Genomic DNA, 14,075 nt, shown 5'->3' with positions numbered 1-14,075 from the left:
TCGGTCCGCCTCCGGGAACCAGTCGCGTCCGCCGGCGGTCGACCGTGCTCGGGCCGCTCGTACCCCGCGGCCCTCCGCGCTCTCCCGCTCGACGCCCGCGCGCCCCTTCGGCCCACTCGCCAGCACGTCCCCACGAGCCTATCGGCCCGCGCCCCCGCCGCACCGTGAGGCCCCGGGGCACCGGCGGCCACGGGGGCGACGGCGTGAGGCAGCGCACACGGCGGCCTATGAACCGGATGGCGGCAATGCCCCTCTTCCCTCCCGGTTCGACCACTCCCACCCGTATGACGGAAGCCGCCGCCCATGTCTCGCCCCGCCCTCCCCTCCTTCCGCCGAGGCCTGCTCGTGGCCGCGCCGATCGCCGTGCTGCTCGGCATCACGGGCGGGACCCTGGCGCTCACCACCGGGTCGTCGGACGCGTCCGACGTGCCGACCCGGGGCGTACCGGAGGCGGACGCCATGAAGCCGGTCCGCACGGCCGGGGAGGCGGTCGTGCAGATCATGGCCCACCCGGACGACGACCTGTTCTTCATGAACCCGGACACCAGCCAGTCCATCGCGTCCGGCCGGAGCCTCACGTCCGTGTACCTGACCGCCGGGGAGTCCGACGGGCGCAACGCCCGCCGTCAGGACCCGCGCCCGCGCGCCGACAAGGCGGCGTACGCGGAGGCCCGGCAGAACGGCATCCGGGCCGCGTACGCCGAGATGGCCACCGGCAACCGCACCAGCCCGTGGGACCGCACCTCGATCGTCACGGCCGGCGGCGGCCGGGCCGAACTGGACACCCTGCGGGCGAAGCCGCAGATCAGCCTGGTCTGGCTCCAGCTCCGTGAGGCGGGCAGCATCTCCGACGACCGCCCGCACAGCCTGCGCGGGCTGTGGGACGGCCGGGTGGAGCGGCTGGAGTCCCAGCTCGCGGCGGGCTCCCCGGTCCGGGACGGCTTCGCGTACACCAGGGACCAGACGGTCGCGACCCTGACCGGGGTGCTCGACCGGTTCCGGCCCACTTTCGTGCGGATGATGGACCCGACGCCAGGCCGGAACGAGAAGACGGGCAAGCTCTCCGACCACCAGGACCACATGTACGGCGCCCGGTTCGCGCAGGCGGCGCTCGCCCGGTACGCGGAGAAGAGCGGGCGCCCGTCCTTCGCCGTGCAGAACTACCTCGGGTACTCGACCGGCGGGATGCCGCACGTGCTGGACCCGCGGACCACCGAGGCGAAGCTGCGCACGCTGAAGACCTACGCGTGGTGGGATCACACCGACTACTGCGAGGACCCGGCCGGCTGCGGCGACCGCAAGGTGGCCGCCCGCCCCGCCGGGCACGACTGGGCCCAGTCGGTCCGCTACGCCCGGGGCGGTTCGGCCTCCTGGGCGCAGCGGGGCGCCGGGCCGGGCGAGTCGTACGCGTTCTCGGTGCTGGACGGCCGGCTGGCGGTGTGGCACCGGCGGGACGCGGCACAGGGGTGGACGGGCCCGGTCCTCCAGAAGGGGACCGGCCTGGACAGCGGGGTGACCTCGGTGCGGCTGCCGGACGGCCGGGTCGCGGTGTTCGGGACGCGCACCCGGCTGGACGGGAAGTACCGCCGCGAGGTGGTGGCGTCGGTGCAGTCCGCGCCGGGCGGGGCGTTCGGCCCGTGGCGGTCGCTGGGGACGCCGGAGCGGGACGACGACACCGCCACGTCCGACATCGGCCTGCCGGCGGTCCTGGTGGACCGGGCCGGCCTGATGACGGTGTACGTGCGCGACGGCGGCCACACGATGCGGGTCAGCGCCCAGCGGGCGGACGGCGGCTGGGGGCCGTGGCGGCCGGCCGGGGGGCGGGACCTGCGGGGCGACCCGGTGGCGGCCATGGACGCGACGGGGCGGGGGTACGTGTTCGCGGCCACGCCGAGGACGGTGCTGGCGTGGACGCAGGCCGCCCCGGACGGGCCGGTGGGCGGGCCGGTGCCGACCGGGCTGCCGGCGACCACCGTGTCGCTGAGCGCCGCGCCGGACGGTGCGGACGGGGTGCGGCTCTGGTTCCGGAAGCCGGATGCGGGTGACGTCCGCTCGGCCCGCTTCGCGGGCGGTGGCCACGCCTCGCCGGTACGGGAGGCGCCGGGCGGCGTGGCCGGACACGGCGCCCTGGCGGTGTCGGGCGGCCGGGTGGCCGGGCGCGCGGGCACCGGCGCGGTGGCGGCGCTGTCGCCCGGCGGGCGGTGGACGACGGGCGGTTCGCTGTTCGCCGGCGCCCCCGCCGCCGCCCCGGGCGGTTTCGCCACGCTGGGCCTGGACGGCCGGCTGAACTGGTCGCCCTGGGAACGGTGAGCCGATAAGCCTGCGCCGCGCGCGGAGTCCGGCTTGGATGGGCGTACGTCCGGCTTGGATGGGCGTACGTATCGAGGGAGGAAGCCCATGAACTGGACACTCGAGGTCGTCGTCGTCCCGGTCACCGACCTGGACCGGGCGAAGGACTTCTACGGCACGGCCTGCGGGTTCACGGTCGACCTGGACACGGAGGTGGCCTCGGGCGTGCGCATCATCCAGGTGACCCCGCCCGGCTCGCGCTGCTCGATCGCCCTCCAGAGCGGCATGCCCCCGGGCCCGGGCGAGAAGCCCATGGCCCCGGGCTCGCTCCAGGGCCTCCAGGTGTGCGTGACCGACATCGAGGCGGCCCGCGCGGAGCTGCTGTCCCGGGGCGTGGACGTGACCCCCGTGCAACACGTGGGCCCGGACGGCTGGACGGAGGGCAAGGGCGGGACGTGGAACTCGTTCATGTTCTTCAAGGACCCGGACGGCAACGGCTGGACGGTCCAGGAGGCCCCGTCCGAGCTGTCCGAGCGCTAGGTCGTGTCGATCAGGCGGGCGTCCCGCCGATCGGGCTCCCGATGCCCGCCTGATCGGCACGACACCGCCTAGGTGCGCTTCGGCCGGGACGTGGAGGCGACCGCGAACAGGGACAGTCCGCACAGGGCGACGAGGGCCCAGCCCGGGCGGGACGCGTGGGCGAGTCCGGCCGGGGCGGAGCCCGCGACCAGGCCGCCGGCGACGGCGATGCCGAGCGCGGCGCCCAACTGCCGGGCGGTCGAGGTGATCGCCCCGGCCACCCCGGCGCGGCCGGCCGGCAGGCCGCTCACGGCGGTGTTGGTGATCGGCGCGTTGGCGAAGCCGAACCCGATGCCGATGAGCGCGTAGGCCGGCAGGAGCAGCAGTACGCCGGTGTCCTGGTCGAGACCGGTGAGGCAGAGGCCGCCGGCCGTCATGGAGGCCCCGGCCGCCAGCAGCGGCGGCCTCGGCCCGGTACGCCCGACGAGCCGGCCGGACCAGGGCGCGCAGAGGGTCGCTCCGACGGCCATGGGCAGGGTCGCCAGCCCGGCCGCGAGCGGTGTCCAGCCCCGGCCGTCCTGGAGGTAGAGGGTGTTGAGCAGCAGCGTCACGTTGAGGGCGACGAAGACGGCCACCGCTCCGAGGACGGCCCCGGTGAAGGCGGGGCGGCGGAAGAGCCGCGGGTCCACCAGCGGTTCGGGGCGGCTCCACTCGACCCGTACGAACGCGGCCGCCGCCAGGCCGGTGAAGGCGTAGGCGCCGAGGGCGGCGGGCGAGGTCCAGCCGATGCGCGGCCCTTCGATCAGGACGCCGACCGCGGCCGCGATGACCAGGGTCAGCAGCACCTGGCCGGGCAGGTCGAGCCGCTGGGCCCGCCGGGCCCGGGACTCGGGGACGAACAGCGCGGTGAGCACGAGAGCGGCGACGACGACGGGGGCGTTGACCCAGAACAGCGAGCGCCAGCCGAGGCTTTCGACGAGCGCACCGCCCGTGACGGGGCCGGCGGCCATGCTGAGCCCGAACACCGCGGCCCAGACGCCGATCGCCCGGGCGCGTTCCCTCGGGTCGGGCATCGCGTCGACCACGATCGCGAGGGCCACGGGGCTGAGCATCGAGGCGCCGACGCCCTGGAGCGCGCGGGCCGCCACGAGCACGCCCACCGAGGGCGCGAGGGCGCAGGCCACGGACGCCAGACCGAAGACCACCAGCCCGGTCCGGAACACCTTGCGGCGGCCGAAGCGGTCCGCCAGCGCGCCGGAGGTGATGAGCAGACCGGCGAGGACGAGGGTGTAGGAATCGACGGTCCATTCGAGGCTGCGGGTGCCGATGTGCAGGGCGCGTCCGATCTCGGGCAGGCCCACGTTCACGATGGTGGTGTCCAGGCCCACCAGGAACATGCTCAGGCAGCAGACGGCCAGTACCGTCCAGCGCCTTCGCGGGCTCAGCACGGGCGGTACGGTCTGCTGCGGGGGATGGATCGTCGTGGTCACGGCCTTGCCTCTCACGTTCGTGCAGTGTCCGGCCCGGTCATGCTCGGGGTGGCCGCCCACCGTGGCCCAGCGACTTTGCGGAGACCGCAAAATGGCTGTCATGGACGCGGAAGTGCAAGAGACGATCAACGGCATCGGCCCCCGGTTGCGCGCGCTGCGCCGGGACCGCGGACTCACCCTGGAAGCGCTGGCCGCGACGACGGGGATCTCGGTGAGCACCCTGTCCCGGCTGGAGTCGGGCAAGCGCCGGCCGACGCTGGACCTGCTCATCCCGCTGGCGCGTGCGCACCGGGTGGCCCTGGACCAGCTCGTGGCGGCGCCGGCCAGCGGCGACCCCCGGGTGCACCTCAAGCCGCTCAACAAGGGGCACGGCAACGTCCTGGTGCCCCTGACCCAGTACCCGGGCCGGGTGCAGGTGTTCAAGCAGGTGCTGGCTCCCCGCGAACCCAAGCTGGTGACCCACAACGGCTACGAGTGGCTGTACGTCCTCGCGGGCGAGCTCCGCCTCGTCCTCGGGGACCAGGACTGCGTCCTGCGCCCGGGCGAGGTGGCCGAGTTCGACACCAGGCAGCCCCACTGGTTCGGCCCGGCGAACGGCAAGCCGGTCGAGATCCTCCACCTGTTCGGGCCCCACGGCGACCAGGCCGTCGTCCGCACCCCCGGCCCGGCGGCCCTCGGAGGCCACGGCCCGCACGCCTGACGGCCGACGCGCGCCACGCCACCCGGCGTGCTGCACTGGACGGAGGACCACTGCGGAGGTGCCCATGACCGGCCGCGTCGGCAAGACCCGGAACATCTTCCTCGTGTGGCTCGTCTGGCCACTGATCACCCTGGGGATCTACCACCTCGTCTGGTACTACAAGGTGAACCGCGAGGCGCGCGACTTCGACGAACGCATCGACGTCCGGCCGGGCATGGCGGTGGTGGCCATCGCCCTCGGCTGGATCCTGATCGTGCCGCCGTTCATCTCGGTGTACAACACGGGCGAACGCATCGCCCGCATGCAGCGGGCGGCCGGGATGCAGCCGACCTGCAACCCCTGGATCGGCCTCGTCCTGGTCTTCATCTTCAGCCTGCACCCGCTGTACTACCAGCAGGAGATGAACCGCATCTGGGCCCTCTACGGCCTCCGCCCGGAAGGCGACCAGGTCCCCCTGGCGGCCTGACCCCCGGCCGGGCCGCCGGCCGAACCGAGCCGGCTCAACGTCAAGCAGCTCCCCCGGCGTTCCCATGCCGGAGGAGCAGCTCACGGACCGCGGGCAGAACCGGGCTTCCGGCCCTCCGCCCCCGCTCTTGATTACTTCCAGATCTGCCAGTCGCTACCGTTGCACTTATTGGTATAGACGTTGCCCTGCCAATCGCCATCGAGACACAGGCCGGTCTGCCGATTCACGAGCTGCATGCCGTCGCCCGTCCAGTTCTCGTACCACTGCTGGTAATAATTCGCCGGCTTGTCGCAGGGCTCGATGTAGACCTTTCCGACGCCACTCCCGTCGGCGTACCAGCTCGCCAGGCAGCGACCGGAGAAGAACGTGTTCCTGGTGGTGATCTTGTAGGCGCCGTCCGGGTTCTGAAGATTACTCTGCGAGTCGTCCCATCTGATGCTGAGCCCCTTGGGCACGTCCACGCACTTCAGCATGGCCGCGGCACTGGTGTCGACGCCGCTGCTGTTCCAGACTCGGAGGCAACCGCCTGTGTGCGCGTTGCGCCACAGGATGTTGTCGGATGCCGACGCAGGCGTAGAGACAGCCGCCAGGATCGTCGGAACCGCCGCCAGCACCATGGCAGCGCGGATTTTCGAAGCCTTATTCATATTTCCCCCTGCACCCGAAGGCGCTAAAGCCAGGGGGTGGAATATGGTCAGATCCCCCTGGGACGCCTGAACTCTATGCGGGAGAGTTCGAGACAAGCAAGCAAGTTGATCAAGACTTGAGCCGGAATGAAATGCTCCGCCTGAGATCCGGGAAATGCCCGGTGGTTTCGGGGGTCGGGTCAGCAGCCGGACAGCCATGACACGGCCGACGGTCGGTGACCGTCGGCCGTGTCATGGCTGTCGTGCAGCGGTGGACCCAGGGCTGAACCCGGCCTACAGCACCGGCAGGTTCTTGCGCAGCTCGAAGGCGGTGACCTCGGAGCGGTACTCCTCCCACTCCTGCTTCTTGTTGCGGAGGAAGAAGTCGAAGACGTGCTCGCCGAGGGTCTCGGCGACCAGTTCGCTGCGCTCCATCAGGGAGATCGCCTCGCCCAGGTTCTGCGGGAGCGGCTCGATGCCCATGGCGCGGCGTTCGGCGTCGGAGAGGGCCCAGACGTCGTCGTCGGCGCCGGCGGGGAGTTCGTAGCCCTCCTCGATGCCCTTCAGGCCGGCCGCCAGAAGCACCGCGTACGTCAGGTACGGGTTGGCGCCGGAGTCGATGGAGCGGACCTCGACGCGGGCGGAGCCGGTCTTGCCGGGCTTGTACATCGGGACGCGGATCAGGGCGGAGCGGTTGTTGTGGCCCCAGCAGATGTACGAGGGGGCCTCGCCGCCCGAGCCGGCGGTGCGGGTGGAGCCGCCCCAGATGCGCTTGTAGGAGTTGACCCACTGGTTGGTGACGGCCGAGATCTCCGCCGCGTGGCGCAGCAGGCCCGCGATGAAGGAGCGGCCGACCTTGGAGAGCTGGTACTCGGCGCCCGACTCGTAGAAGGCGTTGCGGTCGCCCTCGAAGAGGGAGAGGTGGGTGTGCATGCCCGAGCCGGGGTGTTCCGAGAACGGCTTGGGCATGAAGGTGGCCTGCACGCCCTGCTCCAGCGCCACCTGCTTCATGACCAGGCGGAACGTCATGATGTTGTCGGCGGTCGACAGCGCGTCGGCGTAGCGGAGGTCGATCTCCTGCTGGCCGGGGGCGCCCTCGTGGTGGCTGAACTCGACCGAGATGCCCATCGACTCGAGCATGGTGATCGCCTGGCGGCGGAAGTCCATGCCGACGTTCTGCGGGGTGTGGTCGAAGTAGCCGGAGTTGTCCGCCGGGGTGGGGCGGGTGCCGTCCAGCGGCTTGTCCTTCAGCAGGAAGAACTCGATCTCGGGGTGGGTGTAGAAGGTGAAGCCGAGGTCGGAGGTCTTGGCCAGGATCCGCTTCAGCACGTACCGGGGGTCGGCGAAGGACGGGGAGCCGTCGGGCATGAGGATGTCGCAGAACATCCGGGCCGTGCCCGGTGCCTCCGCCCGCCACGGCAGGATCTGGAAGGTTCCCGGGTCGGGCTTGGCGATCATGTCCGACTCGTACACCCGGGCGAAGCCCTCGATCGCCGAGCCGTCGAAGCCGATGCCCTCGTCGAAGGCCTGCTCCAGCTCGGCGGGGGCCACGGCGACGGACTTCAGGAAGCCGAGCACGTCCGTGAACCACAGGCGCACGAAGCGGATGTCGCGCTCCTCGAGCGTACGGAGTACGAATTCCTGCTGCTTGTCCATGTCCACACCCATCCTCGCTGATCAGGCCAGCATGCCACCACACGGTTTCGTGCACGTTGCGAACCCATAGTGCATGGACCTCTGTGGCGTAGGTAACGGAGGCCTCGCAGACTGGTCCCATGGACCGTGGCACCCAGCAGTTGCCCGGCGCCGGCAAGCCGCCGGCCTGGCTGCGTCTGCTGCCCTGGCTGACGATGGTCCTTCTGGTGGTCGTCCAGCTCACCACCCCGAGGAGCGTGCAGCTCGGCTTCGCATTCGCCGTGGTGCCGCCCCTGACCTCGCTGCTGTACGGAATGCTCGGCACGGCCATGGTGGCGGGCACCCTGTTCGGGCTGCTGCTGATGCCCGCCATCCGCGCCGACGACGTCACCTACGGCGACCTGCTGGCCTTCGGGCTGATCGGCGCGGTCAGCGTCATCCTGGCCGGGGTGCGGGTGCGGCGGGACGCGCAGCTCGTGTCGGTGCGGACGGTGGCGGAGGCGGCCCAGCTCGCCGTGCTGCCGCCGATGCCGGAGCGGGTGGGCCCGGTGCGGTGCGGGGCGCTGTACCGGGCGGCGGAGCGGGGGACGCTGGTGGGCGGGGACCTGTACGACGTGCAGGACGGGCCGTACGGAGTGCGGGCGATCGTGGCCGATGTGAAGGGGCACGGCCTGGAGGCGGTGGGGACGGTGTCGGCGCTGCTGGGGACGTTCCGGGAGGCCGTGCTGGACGAGCCGGAGCTGGCCGGGGTGGCCCGGCGGCTGGACCGGCGGCTGGTGGTGGACTCGGCGGGGCGGGGCGAGACGGAGGTGTTCGCGACCGCGGTGCTGATGGAGTTCCCGCCGGGCGGCAGGGCGGTACGGGTGCTGAGCTGCGGGCACCCGGCGCCGCTGCTGGTGGACGGGGACGGCCCGCGTGAGGTGGAGCTGGCGCCGGGCGCGCCCCTGGGGCTGGGGCTGAGGGAGTACCGGGCGCCGGAGGCGGTGACGGTGCCGCTGCGGCCGTCGGACGTGCTGCTGGCGCACACGGACGGCGTGACGGAGGCGCGGGACGCGACGGGCGCGTTCTACCCGCTGGAGACCCGGCTGCGGGCGGAGACGTGGCCCGTCTCGCCGGTGGAGCTGGTGCGTGAGGTGTGGCGCGATCTGGCGTCGTACGCCGGTGAGGTGGCCGACGACGTGGCGCTGCTGGCGCTCTGTACGCCGGACGGGCGTGGCTGACCGGACGGCGGCCCATTACCATCAGCGCCCATGGGGGGCCACGGGCTCATACGCATCGCGCGTCCCATGGCGTTCGCGGGCGCCGTGGCGACGCTGCTCGCCGCGCTCTTCGTCTGTGTCGCCCCGCACGGCGGCGCCGGGGCCGGGCACCGGGGCCCCGTGGCCGGCAGCACCGCCGCCGGGCACCCGGCTTCCGGGTACGGGACGGGGCACGAAGCCGGCGAGTACATCTGCCCGTACGACCGGGGCGACTGCGGGCTCTTCCCGTACCTGACCCCCGCCGTCCTCACCGCCCCGCCGCTCGACCCGCCGGCCCAGCCGGACGGCCTGGTGCGGGCGGGGGCAACCGCTCCCGCCGGCCGGCCCGCCGCCTCCGGCGTCCGGCCGCGCGCGCCGGACCTCCACGTCCTCCAGGTGCTGCGGACCTAGGGCAGCCCGCCGCAGTCCCGGACCCAGCAGTGACGACCCTCCACATCCGACAAGGAAACCCCCACCATGGCTGCCAACCGATCGTCCACCGCCGACCGCCGTGCCCGAATAGAGGAGATGCGCCGCGCCGAGCGCGCCCGTGAGCGCCGCAACCGCGTGATCACCATCTCCGTCAGCGCTCTCGTGGTCGCCGGCCTCGTGGGCTTCGGCGGATACGTGCTGAACAAGGAGAACAAGGAGCAGGAGCAGCAGGAGGCGGCCGCCAAGGCGCCGATCGAGGACGAGAAGTCCTGGGACGCCAAGAAGCTGGGCCGCAACCACGTCACCAAGTCCGTGACGTACCCGATGAAGCCCCCGGTGGGCGGTGACCACGACCAGGTGTGGCTCAACTGCGACCGGGACGTGTACAAGAAGCCGGTTCCCGAGCGGAACGCGGTGCACTCCCTGGAGCACGGCGCGGTGTGGGTGACGTACAACTCCAAGGCGCCGGCGGACGACGTGAAGAAGCTGGCGGAGAAGGTCGGCAAGACCTCGTACTCCTTCATGAGCCCGGTCGAGGGCCAGGCCGGTCCGATCATGCTGAGCGCGTGGGGCAAGCAGGTCACCGTCGACGGTGCCGACGACCCGCGGGTGGACGCCTTCTTCACCAAGTACGTGCAGGGCCCGCAGACGCCCGAGCCGGGCGCGGCGTGCACCAACGGGCTGGACCCGCAGTGACCCGTACGCACTGGGCGGCGGTGACGGCGGTGGTGCTGGCGCTGCTGTTCGCCGGGGCGGCGACGGTCGCGTCGGCGGGCCCGGGGACCGAGGGCCGTGCCGCGGCCGTGCCGGCCGAGGACTCGGCGGACGCCGGGTTCGCGCGGGACATGTCGGTGCACCACCAGCAGGCCGTGGAGATGTCGTTCATCGTGCGGGACCGCACGAAGGACGAGGAGGTGCGCCGGCTGGCGTACGACATCGCCAACACCCAGGCCAACCAGCGCGGCATGATGCTGGGCTGGCTGGACATGTGGGGGTTGCCGAAGGTGGTGGCGGGGAGCGAGCCGATGGCCTGGATGGACATGCCGTCCCACGGCCCGGGGCACTCCGGCCCGCTGATGCCGGGCATGGCCACGGCCGACGAGCTGGACCGGTTGCGGACGGCGAGCGGCCGGCAGGCGGAGGTCCTGTACCTGCGGCTGATGACCGAGCACCACCGGGGCGGGGTGCACATGGCGCGCGGCTGTGTGGACCGGTGCCGTCCCGGGGTGGAGCGGAACCTGGCGCAGGGGATGGTCGACGCGCAGGAGTCGGAGATCCTGCTGATGGCCGACCTGTTGGAGAAGCGCGGCGCGAAGCCGTAGCGTCCGGCGGCGGCCGGCCGCCGTGCGGCCGCTCCGGGGTGCCCGGGGCGGCCGTACGGCCGAGCAGCGGTCGCGGGGCGGCGGGGCGGCGACGAGAATGAAGGCGCTCGGGGACCGCGTACGGCGCCGTACGGCGTCTTCGGAGGAAACGAACCCCATGACCACCGCCAAGGACATCATGCACCCCGGAGCCGAGTGGCTCCCCGCCCACGAGACCCTCGACCGTGCCGCGCAGCTCATGCGCGACCTCGATGTGGGCGCCCTGCCCGTCGCCGACGAGAACGAGCGGCTCTGCGGCATCATCACCGACCGGGACATCGTCGTCGGCTGTGTGGCCATGGGCCACGACCCGGCGCGCGTCAAGGCGGGCGAGATGGCGAAGGGCACCCCGCGCTGGATCGACGCGAGCGCGGACGTGGAGGAGGTCCTCCGCGAGATGAAGGGCCACCGGATCCGCCGGCTGCCGGTGATCGAGAACAAGCGTCTGGTGGGCATGATCAGCGAGGCCGACCTGGCCCGGCACCTGTCGGACGCCCAGGTGGCCGACTGGGCGGGGCGGGTCTACGAGCGGCGCTGACCGCTCCACCGGTACGGGGGCGTGGCACGCGCGCGGCGCGGCCCGCCCCCGTCGTCGTGCCCGGCGCGGCCCGCCCGCGTCGCCGTGCCCGGTGCGGCCCGCCCGCGTCGTCGTGCCCGGCGCGTCCGGCGGGCACGTCAGGACATCGCGTCGCTCTGACGATTACACTGGCCGGGTGCCTCAACTACGCCTCGCTCTGAATCAGATCGACTCGACCGTCGGTGATCTCGCCGGGAACGCCGAGGCGATCGTGCACTGGACCCGGCACTCCGTGGAGCAGGGAGCGCATCTGGTCGCGTTCCCCGAGATGGTGCTGACCGGCTACCCCGTCGAGGACCTGGCCCTGCGGTCGTCCTTCGTCGAGGCGTCCCGCAGCGCGCTGCGCGCGCTCGCCGCGCGCCTCGCCGAGGAGGGCTTCGGCGGTGTCCCCGTGGTGGTGGGCTACCTGGACCGTACGGAGAAGGCCCAGCCCCGTTACGGCCAGCCCGCCGGGGCGCCGCGGAACGCCGCCGCGGTGCTGTACGACGGGGACGTGGTGCTGTCGTTCGCCAAGCACCACCTGCCGAACTACGGCGTCTTCGACGAGTTCCGGTACTTCGTGCCCGGCGACACGATGCCGGTGGTCCGGGTCCACGGGGTGGACGTCGCGCTCGCCATCTGCGAGGACCTGTGGCAGGACGGCGGCCGCGTCCCGGCCGCCCGCAGCGCGCACGCGGGTCTGCTGATCTCGATCAACGCCTCCCCGTACGAGCGGAACAAGGACGACGTCCGGCTGGAACTGGTGCGCAAGCGCGCCCAGGAGGCCGGCTGCACCCTCGCCTACCTGGCGATGATCGGCGGCCAGGACGACCTGGTCTTCGACGGCGACTCCATCGTGGTCGACAAGGACGGCGAGGTCGTGGCGCGGGCGCCGCAGTTCGCCGAGGGCAGCGTGATCCTGGACCTGGACCTGCCGGCGGCGTCCCCGGACGCCCCGGAGGGCGTCGTGGACGACGGGCTCCGCATCGAGCGGGTCGTGCTGTCGGAGGAGCCGCTGCCCGCCTACGAGGCGGAGCTGACCGGCGGGTACGCGGAGCGCCTCGACGACGACGAGGAGGTGTACACCGCCCTGGTGGTGGGGCTGCGGGCGTACGCCGCCAAGAACGGTTTCCGTTCCGTGCTGGTCGGTCTGTCGGGCGGGATCGACTCGGCGCTGGTCGCCGCGATCGCCTGCGACGCGCTGGGCGCGGGGAACGTGTACGGGGTGTCGATGCCCTCCAAGTACAGCTCCGACCACTCCAAGGGCGACGCGGCGGAGCTGGCCCGCCGCACGGGCCTCAACTTCCGCACGGTGTCGATCGAGCCGATGTTCGACGCCTACATGGGCTCGCTCGGCCTGACGGGCCTGGCGGAGGAGAACCTCCAGTCGCGGCTGCGCGGCACGATGCTGATGGCGATCTCCAACCAGGAGGGGCACATCGTGCTGGCGCCGGGCAACAAGTCGGAGCTGGCGGTGGGGTATTCGACGCTGTACGGCGACTCGGTCGGCGCGTACGGGCCCATCAAGGACGTGTACAAGACGACCGTCTTCCGCCTGGCGCGGTGGCGCAACCGCGCGGCCGAGGAGCGGGGCCAGACCCCGCCGATCCCGGAGAACTCCCTCTCCAAGCCGCCGAGCGCCGAACTGCGGCCGGGGCAGGTCGACACCGACTCGCTGCCCGACTACGACGTGCTGGACCGGATCCTGGAGCTGTACGTCGACCGCGACCAGGGCAAGGACGCGATCGTCGCCGGGGGGTACGACGACGAGCTGGTGACGCGGACGCTGCGGCTGGTGGACACGGCCGAGTACAAGCGGCGCCAGTACCCGCCGGGAACCAAGATCTCGGCCAAGGGCTTCGGCAAGGACCGGCGCCTGCCGATCACCAACCGCTGGCGCGAGACGACGACGGGCTGACGTCCCCGGACCGCCCCCGCCCCCCTCGGTCCGCCGGTACCGCCGGGTCCGGGTCCTGGCCGACCGGGCGGGGTTCCGGCCGGTAGACCACGAGGGGGCAGACGGCGCAGGCCCGGGGGCCCCGCTGGACGAACCACCGGCAGTCGGCGCGGACGGCACACCGGGGCAGGCCGTCGGCGGGGGCCTCCGGCTCCGGGCCGGGCGCGGCGCCGACCAGGGTGTCGACGAGGGAGCAGTCCCGGCCGCTCCAGTTCTCGCAGCCGTCCTCGCGGCACCGGTCGGCGAACCGGAACCGCGACTCGGGGTCGCCGTGCCGCTCGGCGGCGGCCACGAACGCGTCGTCGACGGGGAGCGCGGGGCGCAGGTAGCCGAGGCGCCCGTCCTCCCCCAGCACGGCGATGAGCACGGCACCCTCGTGGCACGGCGCGCTCGGGCACGTCATGCCCCGCGTGGCCGCGGCGGCTCCCGGTGACGCGCCGGTACCGGAGCCCGGACCGGGCACCTAGACCGTCCTCGCGTCCTTGACGCGGAGTCCCTGGAGGTGGCCCGGCCCGCCGAGCGACTCCACCGCGAAGCCCTGGGCCAGGAGGTCGGTGGCGCGGCCGTGCAGATCGACCGTCGCCAGCTCGGTGAGGACGGCCTTGCGGACAGCGGCGTCGATGCGCTGGACGACCTCGTCGGGCAGGTCGATCCCGTCGATGTCGATCTGGAACCTCTGTTCCTTGTTCGCCATGGCGACCTGCCCTTTCCCAGCTCCGGGGCCCGTGACCGGGCGGGTCCGCCATCGGTGGCGGACCCCCGTCAGCCAAACACCGTGCCGGGTGCCGTGCCACCGGTCACCGCCC

Annotated in this window: 15 protein-coding genes; 10 read left to right on the top strand and 5 right to left on the bottom strand. The window is 72.7% G+C overall.

Translation table 11 applies throughout. The annotated features are described in order from the left end of the window. Positions 1-303 precede the first annotated feature (303 nt). Positions 304-2,310, top strand: coding sequence for a PIG-L family deacetylase (locus tag ACZ7LK_RS03460; RefSeq protein ID WP_471138178.1), 2,007 nt, complete (start codon positions 304-306; stop codon positions 2,308-2,310). Positions 2,311-2,397: 87 nt separating this feature from the next. Next, on the top strand, positions 2,398-2,829 hold the full coding sequence (locus ACZ7LK_RS03455) for a VOC family protein (protein WP_471138176.1): 432 nt from the start codon (positions 2,398-2,400) through the stop codon (positions 2,827-2,829). Between the two features lie 68 nt (positions 2,830-2,897). Here the strand turns inward: ACZ7LK_RS03455 and ACZ7LK_RS03450 are convergent, their stop codons facing one another. Further along, positions 2,898-4,298: an MFS transporter gene (locus tag ACZ7LK_RS03450; RefSeq protein ID WP_471138174.1), complete on the bottom strand. Its 1,401-nt coding sequence runs from the start codon at positions 4,296-4,298 to the stop codon at positions 2,898-2,900. Positions 4,299-4,398: 100 nt separating this feature from the next. Here ACZ7LK_RS03450 and ACZ7LK_RS03445 point away from each other — a divergent pair, with 100 nt between their 5' ends. Together ACZ7LK_RS03445 and ACZ7LK_RS03440 are read left to right on the top strand one after the other, a co-directional pair. After that, entirely contained in the window at positions 4,399-4,998 is a 600-nt protein-coding gene (locus ACZ7LK_RS03445) for a helix-turn-helix domain-containing protein (protein WP_471138172.1), read from the top strand. 64 nt (positions 4,999-5,062) lie between these two features. After that, positions 5,063-5,464 carry a DUF4234 domain-containing protein gene (locus tag ACZ7LK_RS03440; protein WP_471138170.1) on the top strand — a complete coding sequence of 134 codons (402 nt, stop codon included), beginning with the start codon at positions 5,063-5,065 and terminating at the stop codon, positions 5,462-5,464. A gap of 131 nt (positions 5,465-5,595) precedes the next feature. Here the strand turns inward: ACZ7LK_RS03440 and ACZ7LK_RS03435 are convergent, their stop codons facing one another. Together ACZ7LK_RS03435 and ACZ7LK_RS03430 are read right to left on the bottom strand one after the other, a co-directional pair. Next, on the bottom strand, positions 5,596-6,111 hold the full coding sequence (locus ACZ7LK_RS03435; RefSeq protein ID WP_392276642.1) for an RICIN domain-containing protein: 516 nt from the start codon (positions 6,109-6,111) through the stop codon (positions 5,596-5,598). A 273-nt stretch (positions 6,112-6,384) separates the two neighbouring features. Beyond that, positions 6,385-7,746, bottom strand: coding sequence for a glutamine synthetase family protein (locus ACZ7LK_RS03430; protein ID WP_392276619.1), 1,362 nt, complete (start codon positions 7,744-7,746; stop codon positions 6,385-6,387). Between the two features lie 119 nt (positions 7,747-7,865). Between ACZ7LK_RS03430 and ACZ7LK_RS03425 the strand changes: the two genes are divergently transcribed. The 6 genes from ACZ7LK_RS03425 to ACZ7LK_RS03400 all read left to right on the top strand — a co-directional run bounded on the left by ACZ7LK_RS03425 (position 7,866) and on the right by ACZ7LK_RS03400 (position 13,230). Continuing rightward, positions 7,866-8,945 carry a PP2C family protein-serine/threonine phosphatase gene (locus ACZ7LK_RS03425; protein WP_392276618.1) on the top strand — a complete coding sequence of 360 codons (1,080 nt, stop codon included), beginning with the start codon at positions 7,866-7,868 and terminating at the stop codon, positions 8,943-8,945. A gap of 30 nt (positions 8,946-8,975) precedes the next feature. Beyond that, entirely contained in the window at positions 8,976-9,374 is a 399-nt protein-coding gene (locus ACZ7LK_RS03420; protein ID WP_392276617.1) for a hypothetical protein, read from the top strand. A gap of 66 nt (positions 9,375-9,440) precedes the next feature. Then, positions 9,441-10,091: a DUF3105 domain-containing protein gene (locus ACZ7LK_RS03415; protein ID WP_392276616.1), complete on the top strand. Its 651-nt coding sequence runs from the start codon at positions 9,441-9,443 to the stop codon at positions 10,089-10,091. Beyond that, positions 10,088-10,717 carry a DUF305 domain-containing protein gene (locus tag ACZ7LK_RS03410; protein WP_392276615.1) on the top strand — a complete coding sequence of 210 codons (630 nt, stop codon included), beginning with the start codon at positions 10,088-10,090 and terminating at the stop codon, positions 10,715-10,717. The genes ACZ7LK_RS03415 and ACZ7LK_RS03410 overlap by 4 nt, the downstream gene beginning before the upstream one ends. A gap of 157 nt (positions 10,718-10,874) precedes the next feature. Continuing rightward, positions 10,875-11,294: a CBS domain-containing protein gene (locus tag ACZ7LK_RS03405; RefSeq protein ID WP_392276614.1), complete on the top strand. Its 420-nt coding sequence runs from the start codon at positions 10,875-10,877 to the stop codon at positions 11,292-11,294. A gap of 175 nt (positions 11,295-11,469) precedes the next feature. Then, entirely contained in the window at positions 11,470-13,230 is a 1,761-nt protein-coding gene (locus tag ACZ7LK_RS03400) for an NAD+ synthase (RefSeq protein ID WP_392276613.1), read from the top strand. Here ACZ7LK_RS03400 and ACZ7LK_RS03395 read toward each other — a convergent pair. Further along, complete coding sequence (locus ACZ7LK_RS03395) at positions 13,196-13,636, bottom strand: hypothetical protein (protein WP_471138166.1); 441 nt, start codon at positions 13,634-13,636, stop codon at positions 13,196-13,198. The two genes, ACZ7LK_RS03400 and ACZ7LK_RS03395, sit on opposite strands and share 35 nt — an antisense overlap. Positions 13,637-13,732: 96 nt before the next feature. Beyond that, positions 13,733-13,963 carry a hypothetical protein gene (locus tag ACZ7LK_RS03390; RefSeq protein WP_392276611.1) on the bottom strand — a complete coding sequence of 77 codons (231 nt, stop codon included), beginning with the start codon at positions 13,961-13,963 and terminating at the stop codon, positions 13,733-13,735. Positions 13,964-14,075 lie beyond the last annotated feature (112 nt).

Source organism: Streptomyces sp. NPDC039423 (genome assembly GCF_055598725.1).
This window is presented reverse-complemented; position numbering and strand designations above follow the sequence as displayed.